Here is a 15,805-nt window from a genome sequence, read left to right on the forward strand (position 1 = left end):
AAGGGATATGGACGAAAAACGACTCACTCACCTGCGACAACTGGAGGCGGAAAGCATCCATATCATTCGCGAAGTGGCCGCCGAGTTTGCCAATCCGGTGATGATGTACTCCATCGGCAAAGACTCCAGCGTGATGCTGCACCTGGCGCGTAAAGCCTTCTATCCGGGCACGCTGCCGTTTCCACTGCTGCATGTCGATACCGGCTGGAAATTCCGCGAGATGTATGAATTCCGCGACCGTACCGCCAAAGCCTACGGCTGTGAACTGCTGGTGCATAAAAACCCGGAAGGGGTGGCGATGGGTATCAACCCGTTCGTGCACGGCAGTGCGAAACATACTGACATTATGAAAACCGAAGGGCTGAAGCAGGCGCTGAACAAGTATGGTTTTGACGCCGCATTTGGCGGCGCGCGCCGTGACGAAGAGAAGTCGCGCGCCAAAGAGCGTATCTACTCCTTCCGCGACCGTTTTCACCGCTGGGACCCGAAAAACCAGCGTCCGGAGCTGTGGCATAACTACAACGGCCAGATCAACAAAGGCGAAAGCATCCGCGTTTTCCCGCTCTCCAACTGGACCGAGCTGGATATCTGGCAGTACATCTTCCTGGAAAATATTGAGATCGTGCCGCTCTATCTGGCCGCCGAGCGACCGGTACTGGAGCGCGACGGCATGCTGATGATGATCGACGATGACCGCATCGATCTGCAGCCGGGCGAAGTGATTGAAAAACGCATGGTGCGTTTCCGTACCCTCGGCTGCTGGCCGCTGACCGGCGCGGTGGAGTCCCACGCGCAGACGCTGCCGGAGATCATCGAAGAGATGCTGATCTCAACCACCAGCGAGCGTCAGGGGCGAGTGATTGACCGCGATCAGGCCGGCTCGATGGAGCTGAAAAAACGTCAGGGTTATTTCTAGGAGCCGCCATGAACACCACTATTGCACAACAAATTGCGGATGAAGGCGGCGTTGAAGCGTACCTGCATGCCCAGCAACACAAAAGCCTGCTGCGTTTTCTTACCTGCGGCAGCGTCGATGACGGCAAGAGCACGCTGATTGGCCGCCTGCTGCACGACACTCGCCAGATCTACGAAGATCAGCTCTCAACGCTGCACAATGACAGCAAACGCCACGGCACCCAGGGCGAGAAACTCGATCTTGCGCTGCTGGTGGATGGTCTGCAGGCCGAGCGCGAGCAGGGCATTACCATTGACGTGGCGTATCGTTACTTCTCCACCGAGAAGCGCAAATTTATTATTGCCGACACGCCGGGGCATGAGCAGTACACCCGCAATATGGCGACCGGTGCCTCCACCTGCGATCTGGCGATCCTGCTGATCGATGCGCGCAAAGGGGTGCTGGATCAGACCCGCCGCCACAGCTTTATCTCTACGCTGCTTGGCATCAAACACCTGGTGGTGGCGGTGAACAAGATGGATCTGGTGGAGTTCAGCGAGGCGACCTTCGATTCTATTCGCCAGGATTACCTCACCTTTGCCGAACAGTTGCCGGGCGATCTCGATATCCGCTTTGTGCCGCTCTCAGCGCTGGAGGGCGACAACGTTGCCAGCCAGAGTGACAAGATGGCGTGGTACAGCGGCCCGACGCTGCTGGAGATGCTCGAAACCGTTGAAATCAAACGCGTGGTAGAGAGCCAGCCGATGCGCTTCCCGGTGCAGTATGTTAACCGCCCGAACCTCGATTTCCGCGGCTTCTCCGGCACGCTGGCCTCCGGCGTGGTGAAGGTCGGGCAGCGCATCAAAGTGCTGCCGTCGGGCGTGGAGTCGACCATCGCACGTATCGTCACCTTTGATGGCGATCTGCAGGAAGCGGGCGCGGGCGAAGCGATTACCCTCGTACTGAAAGATGAGATTGATATCAGCCGCGGCGATCTGATCCTCGACGCGCAGGAAACACTGCCATCGGTGCAGCGCGCCTCGCTCGATGTGGTGTGGATGGCGGAGCAGCCTTTGCAGGCGGGCCAAAGTTTTGAGGTCAAAGTGGCGGGCAAGAAAACCCGCGCGCGCATCGACGCCGTTCAGTACCAGGTGGATATCAATAACCTGACCCAGCGCGAAGTAGAAAATCTGCCGCTGAACGGTATCGGGCTGGTCGACGTCACCTTTGATGAGCCGCTGACCCTCGATCCTTATCAGCAGAACCCGGTGACCGGCGGGATGATCTTTATCGATCGTCTGAGCAACGTCACCGTTGGCGCGGGCATGGTGCGTGAAGTGCACACCGATGCGCAGGTTGTACCATCGGAATTCAGCGCTTTTGAACTGGAGCTGAACCAGCTGGTGCGTAAGCACTTCCCGCACTGGGGCGCGCGCGATCTGCTGGGAGGCAAATAATGGCACAGCATGACGAAAACGTCGTCTGGCATGCCCATCCAGTAACGCCGCAGCAGCGCGAGCAGCTCCACGGTCACCGTGGGGTTGTGCTCTGGTTTACCGGGCTTTCCGGCTCCGGTAAATCAACCGTGGCGGGGGCGCTGGAAGAGGCGCTGCACCAGGCGGGCGTCAGCACCTATCTGCTTGATGGCGATAACGTGCGCCACGGCCTGTGCAGCGATTTAGGCTTTAGCGATGCGGATCGTAAAGAGAACATTCGCCGGGTCGGCGAAGTGGCGAAGCTGATGGTCGAATCGGGGCTGGTGGTGTTGACTGCCTTTATCTCGCCCCATCGCGCCGAGCGGCAGATGGTGCGTGAACGCCTCGGCGAGGGGCGTTTCATTGAGGTGTTTGTCGATACGCCACTGGCGATTTGCGAAGCGCGCGATCCGAAGGGGTTATACAAGAAAGCGCGCGCCGGTGAGCTGCGTAATTTCACCGGCATTGATTCGGTGTATGAAGCGCCAGAAGCGCCGGAAGTGCACCTCGATGGCGAACAATTGGTAACAAATTTGGTCAGCCAATTATTAGACCTGCTGCGGCAGGGAGATATTATCAGATCCTGAGACGGTACTGGCGATACACCCACCCTTCAGGCTTTAGCGAGTTTGCTTTTCGCGCCGTCTGAACAGGTGTGTATCGCGTTTACCGGTCGTGCAGGCAACAGGATCAGATATGCGTAACAGTCACAACATTACCCTCCCGCGGTCATCGTCTCTTCCCCCGACCGCCGACGAACCCACATGGTCGCTTCCGGGTGCCATTGTGGGCTTTGTCGCATGGCTGCTGGCGCTGGCAATCCCTTTTCTTTTATACGGCTCCAATACGCTCTTTTTTCTCCTCTATACCTGGCCCTTTTTTCTCGCCCTGATGCCGGTCTCGGTGGTGGTGGGAATTGCCCTGCATTCGCTGCTCGACGGCAGGCTGCGCTACAGCTGTGTGGCGACGCTGCTCAGCGTGGCGGCGATGTTCGGCCTCCTTTTCCTCTGGCTGGTGGGCTAAGGCGCGCCATACTTCAAGGTGTAACGCCTGTTAAGGCAATGTGTCCGGGTTCGGATTGCTCAACATTTATGATAAAGTCTGGCGCTTGCGCGGTATCACCCGGCCCCGAAGTGGAGTCTGACGAAAAGTTATGGGATGATGATGCCGTTTTTCAGGGGGCAGGATGGGTAAATTAACGCTGCTTTTGCTGGCTTTGCTGGTCTGGCTGCAATACTCGCTGTGGTTCGGCAAAAATGGTCTGCACGACTACGGCCGCGTCAGCGAAGATGTGGCGGCACAGCAGGCAACAAACGCAAAACTAAAAGCGCGCAACGATCAGCTATTTGCCGAGATTGACGATCTCAATGGCGGCCAGGAAGCGATCGAGGAGCGTGCTCGCAATGAGCTGACCATGACGAAACCGGGCGAAACCTTCTATCGTCTGGTGCCGGACGCGTCAAAGCGCGCGGCAGGCTCAGCGCAGAACACACAAAACACGCAGAATACGCAAACTAGACCATAAACAGTCCCGGGTTAACGAATGGCAACACTCATTCCGGACGTCTGTGCCGTGGTGCCGGCCGCCGGATTCGGCCGCCGCATGCAAACGGAATGTCCAAAGCAGTATCTCTCCATCGGCGATAAAACCATCCTTGAGCACGCGGTCGCCGCGCTGCTCGCCCACCCGTGCGTCAGCCGGGTGATTATTGCCGTCAGCGCGGGCGATGAACGCTTCGCGCAGCTTCCTCTGGCCAACCATCCGCAGATCACGGTGGTAAACGGCGGCGCGGAACGTGCCGACTCGGTGCTGGCGGGGCTGAAAGCCGCTGCCGGTGCGCAGTGGGTGCTGGTGCATGACGCCGCGCGCCCCTGCCTGCACCAGGACGATCTCAACCGCTTGCTCGCCCTGCGTGAGACCAGCCGGGTAGGGGGCATCCTCGCCGCGCCAGTGCGCGACACCATGAAACGCGCCGAGCCAGGAAAAACCGCTATCGCTCACACCGTTGAACGCAATGATCTCTGGCATGCCCTGACGCCGCAGTTTTTCCCGCTGGCGTTACTCCACGACTGCTTAACCCGCGCGTTAGATGAAGGCGCTACCATCACCGATGAAGCCTCGGCGCTGGAGTATTGCGGCTATCACCCCGAGCTGGTCGCCGGGCGTGCGGATAATATTAAAGTGACCCGACCCGAAGATTTACGACTCGCAGAATTTTATCTGACCCATGCAGACCTCCAGGAGAAAGCATAATGCGCATTGGACACGGTTTTGACGTACACGCCTTTGGCGGCGCTGGCCCGATTATTATTGGCGGCGTGCGCATTCCCTACGAAAAGGGGCTGCTGGCGCACTCCGACGGCGATGTCGCCCTGCATGCGTTAACCGATGCGCTGCTCGGTGCGGCGGCGCTGGGGGATATTGGTAAACTCTTTCCGGACACCGATCCCGCTTTCAAAGGCGCGGACAGCCGCGAGCTGCTGCGCGAAGCCTGGCGACGCATTCAGGCCAAAGGCTATACGCTTGGCAACGTGGATGTGACCATCATCGCCCAGGCACCGAAGATGTTGCCGCATATTCCGCAAATGCGCGTCTTTATCGCCGAAGATCTCGGTTGCCATATGGATGACGTCAACGTCAAAGCCACCACTACCGAGAAGCTCGGTTTCACCGGGCGCGGCGAAGGCATTGCTTGTGAAGCTGTGGCGCTGTTAGTGAAGGCGGCGAAATGACGGAATTTGATAATCTCACCTTCCTGCACGGCAAGCCTGGCGGCAATGGCATCCTGAAGGCCAGCCCGGAAGATTTCGTCGTGGTGGAGGATCTGGGCTTCGAGCCAGACGGCGAAGGTGAGCATATTCTGGTACGAATTCTGAAAAATGGCTGCAATACGCGTTTTGTTGCTGACGCTTTAGCGAAATTCCTTAAAATTCATGTGCGTGAAGTGAGCTTTGCCGGTCAGAAAGATAAGCATGCCGTTACGGAACAGTGGCTTTGTGCCCGCGTACCGGGTAATGGTATGCCGGATCTCAGCCAGTTCACGCTCGAAGGCTGCAAAGTGCTGGAGTATGCCCGGCATAAACGCAAACTGCGTCTCGGCGCGCTGAAAGGCAACGCCTTTACGCTGGTACTGCGGGAAATAAGCAGCCGTGCAGAGGTTGAATCGCGCTTGAAGGCCATCGCTGAACAGGGCGTGCCCAACTATTTTGGTGCACAGCGTTTTGGCATCGGCGGCAGCAATCTGCAGGGCGCGCTGCGCTGGGCGCAAAGCGACGCGCCGGTTCGCGATCGTAACAAACGCAGTTTTTGGTTGTCCGCCGCGCGCAGCGCGTTGTTTAATCAGGTGGTCAGCGAGCGGCTGAAGAAACCAGACTTCAATCAAGTTGTTGTCGGCGATGCGCTACAATTAGCGGGTCGCGGCAGCTGGTTCGTGGCGACCAATGAGGAGCGCGACGAGTTACAGGCGCGGGTCGATGCGAAAGCACTGATGATTACCGCGCCGCTGCCGGGCCGCGGCGAGTGGGGAACACAAGACGCGGCGCTGGAGTTTGAGCAGCAGGCAGTTGCTGACGCGCCAGAGTTACAGACGCTGCTGGTGAGAGAAAAAGTGGACGCTGCGCGCCGTGCGATGTTGCTCTATCCGCAGGCGCTCAGCTGGAACTGGTGGGATGACGCCACCGTCGAGGTACGTTTCTGGCTACCGGCGGGGAGTTTTGCCACCAGTGTGGTCAGGGAACTTATCAACACATCGGGTGATTATGCGAATATTGCTGAGTAACGATGACGGGATCCACGCGCCGGGTATCCAGACGCTGGCCCGTGCTCTTAGGGAGTTTGCCGACGTTCAGGTCGTGGCTCCCGATCGTAACCGCAGCGGTGCGTCTAATTCGCTGACGCTCGAATCTTCGCTTCGTACTTTTACCTTCGATAACGGCGACATCGCCGTGCAGATGGGCACGCCGACGGACTGCGTCTTTCTCGGCGTGAACGCATTAATGCGCCCGCGCCCGGATGTGGTGGTTTCAGGCATCAACGCCGGGCCGAACCTCGGCGATGATGTTATTTACTCCGGTACCGTTGCCGCCGCGATGGAGGGCCGCCACCTCGGCTTTCCGGCGTTAGCCGTCTCTCTTAATGGTCACACCCACTATGAAACCGCCGCTGCGGTCACCTGCGCGATCCTGCGTGGGCTGAGCCGCGAGCCGCTGCGCACCGGGCGCATTTTGAATATCAATGTCCCGGATCTGCCGCTGAGTGAGATCAAAGGCATTCGCGTGACGCGCTGCGGCAGCCGCCATCCCGCTGACCAGGTGATCCCGCAGCAGGATCCGCGCGGCAACACCCTCTACTGGATTGGCCCGCCGGGGGAGAAGTGCGATGCCGGTCCCGATACCGACTTCGCCGCCGTTGATGAGGGGTATGTTTCCGTTACGCCATTGCACGTGGATTTGACCGCCTACAGTGCACAAGAGGTGGTATCAGGTTGGTTGGATCGCGCCGGGGTGAATACGCAATGGTAAGCAAACGCATCCAGGATCTTCTCAATCAGTTACGCGCGCAGGGCATCAAAGATGAACAGGTGCTTGAGGCGCTGTCGCGGGTGCCGCGCGAAAAATTTATCGACGAGGCGTTTGAACACAAAGCGTGGGAAAACGTCGCCCTGCCTATTGGTCAGGGGCAAACCATCTCCCAACCCTATATGGTCGCGCGCATGACCGAGCTGCTCGAGCTGACGCCCGATTCGCGCGTGCTGGAGATTGGCACCGGTTCCGGTTACCAGACGGCGATCCTCGCCCATCTGGTGCACCATGTCTGCTCCGTTGAACGGATTAAAGGGCTGCAATGGCAGGCGCGCCGCCGCCTCAAACAGCTCGATCTGCACAATGTCTCCACGCGTCACGGTGATGGCTGGCAAGGATGGCAAGCACGCTCGCCATTTGACGCTATTATTGTGACAGCCGCTCCGCCTGAAATTCCCGCCGCGCTAATGTCGCAGCTGGATGACGGCGGCATTCTCGTTTTGCCCGTGGGCGACGAACTCCAGCAGTTGAAGCGGGTTCGTCGGCGGGGAAGCGAATTCATTATTGATACCGTTGAAGCCGTGCGCTTTGTTCCGCTTGTACGCGGTGAACTGGCCTGAGTTACAGATTTATCCTGGGTATTTCGGGCCATAACAGCGTATTGTGGGCAAATTTGCCGTCGACCTTCGCGGTTATCTTTAAGTCATTGGTAATTTACATAATATTGGGGGAAAAATGAGCGCGGGAAGCCCGAAATTCACCGTACGCCGTGTCGCGGCATTGTCACTGGTTTCGCTTTGGCTGGCAGGGTGTTCAAATTCCAACAATACTCCGGCACCGGTCAGCTCCGTAGGCGGAAGCGCCAGCGGCAGCGACAACTCAGGTATGCTCATTACGCCGCCGCCTGCCATGAGCACTAACGCACAGCAGCCGCAAATGCAGCAAGTTCAACCGGTACAGCCTGTTCAACCCGTGCAACCGGTGCAGCCAGTGCAGTCTCAACCTGTCCATGCGCAGCCGGTACAGACGGTAGATGGTCACATCGTCTATAACCGCAAGTACGGCAATATCCCGAAAGGGAGCTACACCGGCGGCAGCACCTATACCGTAAAACGCGGCGATACCCTCTTCTATATTGCCTGGATCACCGGCAACGATTTCCGTGACCTTGCACAGCGCAACAACGTGGCTGCGCCGTATGGTTTGAACGTCGGGCAGACGTTGCAGGTAGGAAATGCATCTGGTACACCTATCACAGGCGGAAATGCAATAACGCAGGCTGATGCATCGGAACAAGGAATAGTCTCAAAAACTGCGCAAAATTCAACCGCGGTGGTTGCTTCGAAACCGACAATTACGTATTCTGAGACTTCAGGTGAACAAAGTGCTAATAAAATGTTGCCGAACAACAAGCCTGCGACACCTGTCACAGCGCCTGTTACGGCACCTTCCGTTAGTACAACAACCGAACCGACTGTCAGCAGTACAACAACCAGCTCGCCGATTTCAACCTGGCGCTGGCCAACTGAAGGCAACGTTATCGATAACTTCTCTGCCACCGAGGGTGGTAACAAGGGTGTCGATATCGCAGGCAGTAAAGGACAGGCTATCATCGCGACCGCAGATGGACGCGTAGTATATGCCGGTAACGCACTGCGCGGTTACGGTAATCTTATCATCATAAAACACAACGATGATTACCTGAGTGCCTACGCCCATAACGACACAATGCTGGTCCGGGAACAACAAGAAGTGAAGGCGGGGCAAAAAATAGCGACTATGGGTAGCACCGGAACCAGCTCTACACGCTTGCATTTTGAAATTCGTTACAAGGGGAAATCCGTAAACCCGCTGCGTTATTTGCCGCAGCGATAAATCGGTGCAAAGCAGGTGAGGTCATTCTCACTTATTCCGTTGCAGTGAGCGCTGATGCCGCTGCAATGGAGGTAAATGAGAATGCGTCAGGTGTTTTGCCCAGGGATCACGGGTAGGAGCCACTTTATGAGTCAGAATACGCTGAAAGTTCATGATCTAAATGAAGACGCGGAATTTGATGAGAACGGAACAGAGGCTTTTGACGAAAAAGTCTTGGTAGAAGAGGAACCCAGTGATAATGACCTGGCTGAAGAAGAGCTGTTATCGCAGGGTGCTACACAGCGTGTTTTAGACGCGACTCAGCTTTATCTTGGGGAAATTGGGTACTCCCCGCTTTTGACGGCCGAAGAAGAAGTTTATTTTGCACGCCGTGCATTACGAGGTGATGTTGCCTCCCGCCGTCGCATGATCGAGAGTAACCTGCGTCTGGTGGTGAAGATTGCCCGTCGATACAGCAATCGTGGTCTGGCTCTGCTGGATCTGATTGAAGAGGGTAACCTGGGGCTGATCCGCGCCGTTGAAAAATTTGACCCAGAACGTGGGTTCCGTTTCTCAACTTACGCGACCTGGTGGATTCGTCAGACCATCGAGCGGGCTATCATGAACCAAACCCGCACCATTCGTCTGCCGATTCACATCGTCAAAGAGCTGAACGTCTATCTGCGTACCGCGCGTGAGTTGTCCCATAAACTGGACCACGAACCGAGCGCAGAAGAGATTGCTGAACAGTTAGATAAACCTGTTGATGATGTCAGCCGTATGCTGCGTCTCAACGAGCGCATTACCTCAGTTGATACGCCGCTGGGCGGTGATTCTGAAAAAGCGCTGCTGGACATCCTGGCCGATGAAAAAGACAACGGCCCGGAAGACACCACGCAAGACGATGATATGAAACAGAGCATCGTTAAATGGCTGTTCGAACTGAACGCCAAACAGCGTGAAGTGCTGGCACGTCGTTTCGGTCTGCTGGGTTATGAGGCTGCGACACTCGAAGATGTAGGCCGTGAAATTGGTCTCACTCGTGAACGTGTTCGTCAGATTCAGGTTGAAGGTCTGCGTCGTTTGCGCGAAATCCTGCAAACGCAAGGGCTGAATATCGAAGCGCTGTTCCGCGAATAAACACCCTTTCTCGTCAAAAAGGCCGGTCGTAAAGACTGGCCTTTTTTCTTTTCTGCTACCCGGCAAGCGCCGTTTCATGCAGGTGCCGCCACATAAGCTTCCCGCCATCTTTCTCAAACACCACCGTTGACCAGCGCTGATGCGCTGCCTGATCGGGTAACTGTTGCGTCTCGCGATAGCGCAGCACCGCGCCGCTTTCCCACTCTTCCAGCAATTCGACATCATCCACACGAATGCTCAGCCCCGTGCGCGCCGCGCGCTGTGCCTGGAAAAAGTTGACCAGCGCAGGCTTATCAAGCGTTGCTCCGCCTGGGGTAATCATGGTGAATGCGTCACTAAAGCGCGCCATCAGCGCCGCGCAGTCGCCTTCGCCCTGGCCCAGCCACCCTTCAATGGCGATGTGGGCATCAATAATCTCCGTCATATAAACCTTCATGGTTGCTCCTGTTTTAGCTGTTGCAGGGTGTATTGATTATCAAGGCGCAGCGCGCCCAAAAGCGGGAAAAGCGTAATTATGGCAGCGAGGATAAATGTCCCGCGATAAGCGGCAAGGGGCGGCATAACCTGTTGCAGCAGGCCGAGAACAAACGCCAGCAGCGTGGCGCCGATAAAAAAGCTCAACTGGCGGTTAAGATTCCACAGCGCGCTGGCATCCGGCATCGCCTGATTATCGATGGTGAGAAAAGCACAGCTCTGTGCTGTGCTGCTGCACAGGCTTCCGCCCGCGCCCATCAGCGCAAAGCTGATGATAAGCACTGCCAGCGGCGTTGACGGGGTAACAAGCAGCAGCATCACAATCCCCACTGCCTGCAACAGAGCGCCGATCATCACCAGCGGGCGTGGGCCGAGGCGATTGAAATTGCGGCCGGTCACGGAAATCGCCAGCGCGGAGGCGAGCGACCACGGCACCATTAATGCGCCGGTCACCGCAGGCGTGAGCCCCATCATGTGCTGCAAATAGAACATCCCCACCACGCTGACGCCAATAAACATACCCGGCACGCAGAGGTAGATAAGCATGGCGAAGCGCAGCAGTGAGTTCTTCAGCAGGGAGAGATCGAGCAGCCGACGCGAAACCGCGGGCTTTGCCTCCTCCTTCAGCCAGCACCCGGCCAGCAGCAGCGTCAGTAGTGCCAGCGGCAAAGTGACGAAGAAGATCCAACGCCAGCCGAGGAGTTCCACCAGCAGACCACCGACCGCCGGAGAACAGGCGGGGGCGAGCAAGGCCACCAGCATCACCGCAGAGGAGATCTTTGCCCGCTCATGAGGTTTGAACTGCTGCCAGGCGAGCGCTTGGCCGACCGGGATCAGCAACCCGCCGCCCAGCCCCTGCACCACGCGCCAGGCAATCAGGCTGCCCAGTGAGCTGGCAAAACCCGCCGCCAGCCCCGCCGCGCTGAAGAGTAACAGCGACAGCATAAAGAGCCGCCGCGCACCGATAAAGCGCGTCAGCAGGGCGCTGAAGAGGATCGCCACCGTCAACCCGGCGATATAGCCATTGCTGACCCACGCCAGCGCGGAGACCGACGCATGCAGGCTCGCTGACATCGCCGGGAACGCGACGCTGGCGATAAACATATTGATCAAATCGAGAAAAAAGCCCAGCAGATAGACCACCGCGACTTTGTTGCGATACCTCATTTTTCCTCCTTCTGTGCGGAGCGCTACTGTAGCCGCTGGCAGAAAGGGGATAAACGGCGCGGGTGGCGATATACTGTCAAACCTGTTTTGACAATCACGAGAGAAGTGATGCTCAATTTGCAACGCGTCGCCATGTTTATCGCCGTCGTTGACACCGGCAGCTTTACCGCCGCGGCCGCAACGCTCGGGCAGACCAAGGCGGTGATCAGTTTTAATATCCGCCAACTGGAGGATTCGCTGGGCGTGGCGCTGCTGCTACGCTCCACCCGCCGCTTAACCCTCACCGAGGCGGGGAGCCTCTTTTACCAGCGCGGCGTGGCGCTGTTGCGGGATGCCGAAAATTTGCAGGATGAGGTGCAGGCAAACCATATTGGACTCAGCGGCGAGCTGCGTATTACTACCACACCAGAGTATGGCGCGCAGGTGGTGATCCCGTCGCTGGCGGCTTTCAGCGAGCGTCACCCGGCGCTGCGCATTCGCCACGTCTCTTCGTCCCATCATGCGGATCTGATTAGCGAGCGTTTCGATGTCGCTATTCGCCTCGGCACACTGGCCGACTCCCGCTATCACGCGGCGCTGATTTCACGCTTTGATATTCTTCCTGTTGCCGCGCCGCAGTGGCTCAGCCAGCACCCGATAACGACGCTGCACGCCCTGGCGCACGCGCCGTGGATTATTCATGAGCGGCTCGCTTCCCCGCTGCGCTGGCAGGTCACTGATGCGGCGGGCTGCGGGGAAACGCTGGAGATAAAGCAGCCCGCGCGTATCTTCGCTGACAGCGCGCAGGCGCTGATGTCGTTTGTCCTTGCTGGCTGTGGCGTGGCGCTTCTGCCGGCGTGGCTGGTGCAAAACGCGCTGGCTGAAGGGCGGCTGGTGCACCTGTTGCCGGAGTGGAGGTTTGCGCCGCAGGGCATTTACGCGGTGTATGCCGATACGCAGCATCTCTCTGCCAAAGTCCGCGCGCTGGTCGATTTTTTGCGCCAGTGGGTGGCGCAGGAGGAGGTTGCCGGATGACATTAGCGCCATCCGGCAGCGTTTGTTAGACGAGGTTTTTTAAGCGGTAGATCCACTCCAGCGCCTGGCGTGGTGTCAGGCTGTCCGGATCGAGATTCTCCAGCGCTTCCACCGCCGGGTTGGTCTCTTCCGCCGGAGCAAGCAGCGACATCTGCGTGCCGTCAATCTGTGTGCCCGCGGCACTCGGGGAGAGGCTCTCCAGCTCGCGCAGCTTGCCGCGCGCGCGCTTGATCACCTCTTTTGGCACGCCCGCCAGTGCCGCGACCGCAAGGCCGTAGCTCTTGCTCGCCGCGCCATCCTGCACGCTGTGCATAAAGGCGATGGTATCGCCATGCTCAATCGCGTCGAGGTGCACGTTCGCCACGCCCTCCATCTTCTCTGGCAACTGCGTCAGCTCAAAGTAGTGGGTAGCAAACAGCGTCAGCGCTTTGATCTTATTCGCCAGATTCTCCGCACAGGCCCACGCCAGCGACAGGCCGTCGTAGGTCGAGGTGCCGCGGCCAATCTCATCCATCAGCACCAGGCTGTTCTCGGTAGCGTTATGCAGGATGTTAGCGGTTTCGGTCATCTCAACCATAAAGGTCGACCGCCCGCTTGCCAGATCGTCCGCCGCGCCAACGCGGGTGAAGATGCGGTCAATCGGGCCAATCTCGACCTTCTGCGCCGGGACATAGCTGCCGATATAGGCCAGCAGGGTAATCAGCGCGGTCTGGCGCATATAGGTACTTTTACCGCCCATATTCGGGCCGGTGATAATCAGCATCCGGCGCTGCGGCGAGAGGTTCAGCGGGTTGGCGATAAACGGCTCTTTCAGCACCTGCTCCACCACCGGGTGACGCCCTTCGCTAATGCGGATGCCCGGCTTATCGCTAAAGGTCGGGCAGCAGTAGTTCAGGGTGTCAGCGCGTTCAGCAAGGTTGATCAGCACATCCAGCTCTGCCAGCGCGGCGGCGCTCTGTTGCAGGTCGCCGAGGTGCGGCATCAGCAGGTCGAACAGCTCCTCATAGAGCTGTTTTTCCAGCGCCAGCGCTTTGCCTTTCGAGGTGAGTACCTTGTCTTCATACTCTTTCAGTTCAGGAATGATGTAGCGCTCGGCGTTTTTCAGCGTCTGGCGGCGCACATAGTGGATCGGTGCCAGGTGGCTCTGCCCACGGCTGATCTGGATAAAGTAGCCGTGCACCGCGTTATAGCCCACTTTCAGGGTATCGAGTCCCAGGCGCTCGCGCTCGCGGATCTCCAGCCGGTCGAGATAATCCGTCGCGCCATCGGCGAGGCTGCGCCACTCATCCAGTTCGGCATGGTAGCCGGGTGCAATGACGCCGCCGTCGCGTACCAGCACCGGCGGGGCTTCAATAATGGCGCGCTCAAGCAGTTCGCGCAGTTCGCTGAACTCGCCCATCTTCTCACGCAGCGCCTGTACCGGCGCGCAGTCGACATCCGCCAGCTGCGTGCGTAGCTCCGGCAGTTGCTGGAAGGCGTAGCGCATACGTGCCAGGTCACGCGGGCGGGCGGTACGCAGCGCCAGACGTGCCAGAATACGCTCCAGATCGCCCACCTGGCGCAACACCGGTTGCAGCTCGGCGGCGCGATCCTGTAATGCGCTGATGGTTTGTTGACGCTCGGTAAGCACTTTCGTGTCGCGTACCGGCATGTGCAGCCAGCGTTTCAGCATGCGGCTACCCATCGGCGTGACGGTGCGGTCGAGCACCGAGGCCAGCGTGCTTTCAATCCCGCCTGCGAGGTTCTGGGTGATCTCCAGATTACGGCGCGTCGCGGCATCCATAATAATGGTGTCCTGCTGACGCTCCATAGTAATAGAGCGGATGTGGGGCAGGGCGGTACGTTGCGTATCTTTGACATACTGCAACAGGCAGCCGGCGGCGCACAGGCCGCGCGCGGCGTTCTCAACGCCGAAGCCAATCAAATCACGGGTGCCAAACTGCATATTGAGCTGCTGGCGGGCGGTGTCGATTTCGAACTCCCACAGCGGGCGGCGGCGCAAACCGCGGCGGCCCTCAATCAGCGCGGTTTCCGCAAAATCTTCCGCATAGAGCAGTTCGGCAGGGTTGGTGCGTTGCAGTTCAGCAGCCATGGTTTCACGGTCTGCGGGTTCGCTGAGGCGAAAACGCCCGGAGCTGATATCCAGCGTGGCGTAGCCAAAGCCTTTGCTATCCTGCCAGATGGCAGCCAGCAGGTTATCCTGGCGCTCCTGCAGCAGTGCTTCATCGCTGATGGTGCCAGGCGTGACGATGCGTACGACCTTGCGCTCCACCGGCCCTTTGCTGGTGGCCGGATCGCCAATCTGCTCGCAAATCGCCACCGATTCACCAAGGCTCACCAGTTTTGCCAGGTAGTTTTCCACCGCATGATGCGGCACGCCTGCCATCGGGATCGGCTCCCCAGCGGAGGCACCGCGTTTGGTCAGGGAGATATCCATCAGCTGCGACGCGCGTTTCGCGTCATCGTAAAAGAGCTCATAGAAGTCGCCCATACGATAGAAAAGCAGAATATCCGGATGCTGCGCTTTCAGCTTCAGGTACTGCTGCATCATGGGGGTGTGGGCGTCGAGATTGTCTGTCGTACTCATCAGTTAGTGATGTCCATCTTCTTGAAAAATAATGAGTCAGTGATGTTTGTTGTTCTCATCGCTTATCACTTTCCTCACCGAAACTCATGAATTTGCATCGCGGTTCATGAAGGCGTAGCGAGCATGATAACGGACTCTGTGGGGCAGGAAAACAAGCGTGCGCGAAGCGGTTATTGAAAGCGACAGGAATGATGAAGCCAGATGATCAGGATAAAGCTGATAACGGCGAAAATCGTGGTTTACATCTCTCCTGTGGTACAACCGGAGTTAAGTCTTTTTTTACCACTACACGAGCCCTGTGACTGGAAAACTTGCTCAGATCAAAATTGGCAACTTTCCGCAGACTTCTCTCGCCGCTGCACGACTTAAACTCAACGAGTTAAAACTTCTCCGTCAGGAAGGTTGGTGCCCTCATCAGAACTCAAGCAGGAAAAGCAGCTTCGCGCAATAGAGGCTGAACAGGCCAAAGTACCTGAGTTAACTGTGCAGAGATTAGTTGAGCTCTACCTGACTGAGCGCATTGAGGACCGCAAAACTAAGGATGGCAAAATCATTCCGGGGGCATGGAAGAAGAAAGGCCAGGATGAAGTGCGCAGAACACTGTATGCCGATGCGGTAGATAAGCTGAGCGATCGTAATGCCGCTGAAATCACGCGCAAGGACGTGATTACGCTTATC

At 57.8% G+C, this 15,805-nt stretch carries 16 protein-coding genes and 1 pseudogene; 14 read left to right on the top strand and 3 right to left on the bottom strand.

Annotated features, from left to right (window positions below; translation table 11 throughout):
- The first annotated feature begins 7 nt into the window (after positions 1–7).
- From cysD to rpoS, 12 genes are all read left to right on the top strand, one after another.
- Positions 8–916 carry a sulfate adenylyltransferase subunit CysD gene (cysD, locus tag N7V53_RS17900; protein ID WP_023481127.1) on the top strand — a complete coding sequence of 303 codons (909 nt, stop codon included), beginning with the start codon at positions 8–10 and terminating at the stop codon, positions 914–916.
- Between the two features lie 8 nt (positions 917–924).
- Positions 925–2,352, top strand: a complete 1,428-nt coding sequence (gene cysN, locus N7V53_RS17905) for a sulfate adenylyltransferase subunit CysN (protein WP_128482196.1) — start codon at positions 925–927, stop codon at positions 2,350–2,352.
- Complete coding sequence (gene cysC, locus N7V53_RS17910; RefSeq protein ID WP_279794304.1) at positions 2,352–2,957, top strand: adenylyl-sulfate kinase; 606 nt, start codon at positions 2,352–2,354, stop codon at positions 2,955–2,957. Before cysN ends, cysC begins: the two co-directional genes overlap by 1 nt.
- A gap of 109 nt (positions 2,958–3,066) precedes the next feature.
- Positions 3,067–3,393, top strand: coding sequence for a DUF3561 family protein (locus N7V53_RS17915; protein WP_023481103.1), 327 nt, complete (start codon positions 3,067–3,069; stop codon positions 3,391–3,393).
- A gap of 163 nt (positions 3,394–3,556) precedes the next feature.
- Positions 3,557–3,895: a cell division protein FtsB gene (gene ftsB / locus N7V53_RS17920; protein ID WP_023481120.1), complete on the top strand. Its 339-nt coding sequence runs from the start codon at positions 3,557–3,559 to the stop codon at positions 3,893–3,895.
- 18 nt (positions 3,896–3,913) lie between these two features.
- The gene (ispD, locus tag N7V53_RS17925; protein ID WP_042713711.1) at positions 3,914–4,624 is read left to right on the top strand and encodes a 2-C-methyl-D-erythritol 4-phosphate cytidylyltransferase; all 711 of its coding nucleotides are present in this window, start codon (positions 3,914–3,916) and stop codon (positions 4,622–4,624) included.
- The gene (ispF, locus tag N7V53_RS17930; protein WP_023481125.1) at positions 4,624–5,103 is read left to right on the top strand and encodes a 2-C-methyl-D-erythritol 2,4-cyclodiphosphate synthase; all 480 of its coding nucleotides are present in this window, start codon (positions 4,624–4,626) and stop codon (positions 5,101–5,103) included. The genes ispD and ispF overlap by 1 nt, the downstream gene beginning before the upstream one ends.
- Positions 5,100–6,149 (top strand): tRNA pseudouridine(13) synthase TruD, encoded by a 1,050-nt coding sequence (truD, locus tag N7V53_RS17935; RefSeq protein WP_279794305.1) that lies wholly within the window; start codon positions 5,100–5,102, stop codon positions 6,147–6,149. The genes ispF and truD overlap by 4 nt, the downstream gene beginning before the upstream one ends.
- Positions 6,130–6,891 (top strand): 5'/3'-nucleotidase SurE, encoded by a 762-nt coding sequence (gene surE / locus N7V53_RS17940; RefSeq protein WP_023481097.1) that lies wholly within the window; start codon positions 6,130–6,132, stop codon positions 6,889–6,891. The genes truD and surE overlap by 20 nt, the downstream gene beginning before the upstream one ends.
- Positions 6,885–7,511: a protein-L-isoaspartate(D-aspartate) O-methyltransferase gene (locus tag N7V53_RS17945; RefSeq protein WP_279794306.1), complete on the top strand. Its 627-nt coding sequence runs from the start codon at positions 6,885–6,887 to the stop codon at positions 7,509–7,511. Before surE ends, N7V53_RS17945 begins: the two co-directional genes overlap by 7 nt.
- A gap of 166 nt (positions 7,512–7,677) precedes the next feature.
- Positions 7,678–8,766 carry a murein hydrolase activator NlpD gene (gene nlpD, locus N7V53_RS17950; RefSeq protein ID WP_241175032.1) on the top strand — a complete coding sequence of 363 codons (1,089 nt, stop codon included), beginning with the start codon at positions 7,678–7,680 and terminating at the stop codon, positions 8,764–8,766.
- 126 nt (positions 8,767–8,892) lie between these two features.
- Positions 8,893–9,885: an RNA polymerase sigma factor RpoS gene (gene rpoS, locus N7V53_RS17955; protein WP_023481104.1), complete on the top strand. Its 993-nt coding sequence runs from the start codon at positions 8,893–8,895 to the stop codon at positions 9,883–9,885.
- 55 nt (positions 9,886–9,940) lie between these two features.
- Here rpoS and N7V53_RS17960 read toward each other — a convergent pair whose 3' ends face one another.
- The gene (locus N7V53_RS17960; protein ID WP_279794307.1) at positions 9,941–10,321 is read right to left on the bottom strand and encodes a DUF4440 domain-containing protein; all 381 of its coding nucleotides are present in this window, start codon (positions 10,319–10,321) and stop codon (positions 9,941–9,943) included.
- On the bottom strand, positions 10,318–11,526 hold the full coding sequence (locus N7V53_RS17965) for an MFS transporter (protein WP_279794308.1): 1,209 nt from the start codon (positions 11,524–11,526) through the stop codon (positions 10,318–10,320). Before N7V53_RS17965 ends, N7V53_RS17960 begins: the two co-directional genes overlap by 4 nt.
- A gap of 108 nt (positions 11,527–11,634) precedes the next feature.
- On the opposite strand from N7V53_RS17965, the gene N7V53_RS17970 reads away from it, so the two are divergent.
- The gene (locus N7V53_RS17970; RefSeq protein ID WP_279794309.1) at positions 11,635–12,540 is read left to right on the top strand and encodes a LysR family transcriptional regulator; all 906 of its coding nucleotides are present in this window, start codon (positions 11,635–11,637) and stop codon (positions 12,538–12,540) included.
- Positions 12,541–12,565: 25 nt separating this feature from the next.
- Here N7V53_RS17970 and mutS read toward each other — a convergent pair whose 3' ends face one another.
- Positions 12,566–15,127 carry a DNA mismatch repair protein MutS gene (gene mutS / locus N7V53_RS17975; RefSeq protein ID WP_139965746.1) on the bottom strand — a complete coding sequence of 854 codons (2,562 nt, stop codon included), beginning with the start codon at positions 15,125–15,127 and terminating at the stop codon, positions 12,566–12,568.
- A 405-nt stretch (positions 15,128–15,532) separates the two neighbouring features.
- Between mutS and N7V53_RS17980 the strand changes: the two are divergent.
- Positions 15,533–15,805 (top strand): annotated as a pseudogene (locus N7V53_RS17980) (integrase); the annotation flags it as partial.

Origin of the sequence: Kosakonia sp. HypNH10 (assembly GCF_029850615.1) — a bacterium.
In the GTDB taxonomy this organism is placed as follows: Bacteria; Pseudomonadota; Gammaproteobacteria; order Enterobacterales; family Enterobacteriaceae; genus Kosakonia; species Kosakonia cowanii.

Excerpts from the sequence above, each read along its gene's own strand:
- cysN (WP_128482196.1), top strand. The coding sequence starts at position 925 with ATGAACACCACTATTGCACAACAAATTGCGGATGAAGGCGGCGTTGAA.
- truD (WP_279794305.1), top strand. The coding sequence starts at position 5,100 with ATGACGGAATTTGATAATCTCACCTTCCTGCACGGCAAGCCTGGCGGC.
- N7V53_RS17970 (WP_279794309.1), top strand. The coding sequence starts at position 11,635 with ATGCTCAATTTGCAACGCGTCGCCATGTTTATCGCCGTCGTTGACACC.
- cysD (WP_023481127.1), top strand. The coding sequence starts at position 8 with ATGGACGAAAAACGACTCACTCACCTGCGACAACTGGAGGCGGAAAGC.
- ispD (WP_042713711.1), top strand. The coding sequence starts at position 3,914 with ATGGCAACACTCATTCCGGACGTCTGTGCCGTGGTGCCGGCCGCCGGA.
- ftsB (WP_023481120.1), top strand. The coding sequence starts at position 3,557 with ATGGGTAAATTAACGCTGCTTTTGCTGGCTTTGCTGGTCTGGCTGCAA.
- N7V53_RS17965 (WP_279794308.1), bottom strand. The coding sequence starts at position 11,526 with ATGAGGTATCGCAACAAAGTCGCGGTGGTCTATCTGCTGGGCTTTTTT.
- N7V53_RS17960 (WP_279794307.1), bottom strand. The coding sequence starts at position 10,321 with ATGAAGGTTTATATGACGGAGATTATTGATGCCCACATCGCCATTGAA.
- mutS (WP_139965746.1), bottom strand. The coding sequence starts at position 15,127 with ATGAGTACGACAGACAATCTCGACGCCCACACCCCCATGATGCAGCAG.
- N7V53_RS17915 (WP_023481103.1), top strand. The coding sequence starts at position 3,067 with ATGCGTAACAGTCACAACATTACCCTCCCGCGGTCATCGTCTCTTCCC.
- cysC (WP_279794304.1), top strand. The coding sequence starts at position 2,352 with ATGGCACAGCATGACGAAAACGTCGTCTGGCATGCCCATCCAGTAACG.
- ispF (WP_023481125.1), top strand. The coding sequence starts at position 4,624 with ATGCGCATTGGACACGGTTTTGACGTACACGCCTTTGGCGGCGCTGGC.
- rpoS (WP_023481104.1), top strand. The coding sequence starts at position 8,893 with ATGAGTCAGAATACGCTGAAAGTTCATGATCTAAATGAAGACGCGGAA.
- surE (WP_023481097.1), top strand. The coding sequence starts at position 6,130 with ATGCGAATATTGCTGAGTAACGATGACGGGATCCACGCGCCGGGTATC.
- N7V53_RS17945 (WP_279794306.1), top strand. The coding sequence starts at position 6,885 with ATGGTAAGCAAACGCATCCAGGATCTTCTCAATCAGTTACGCGCGCAG.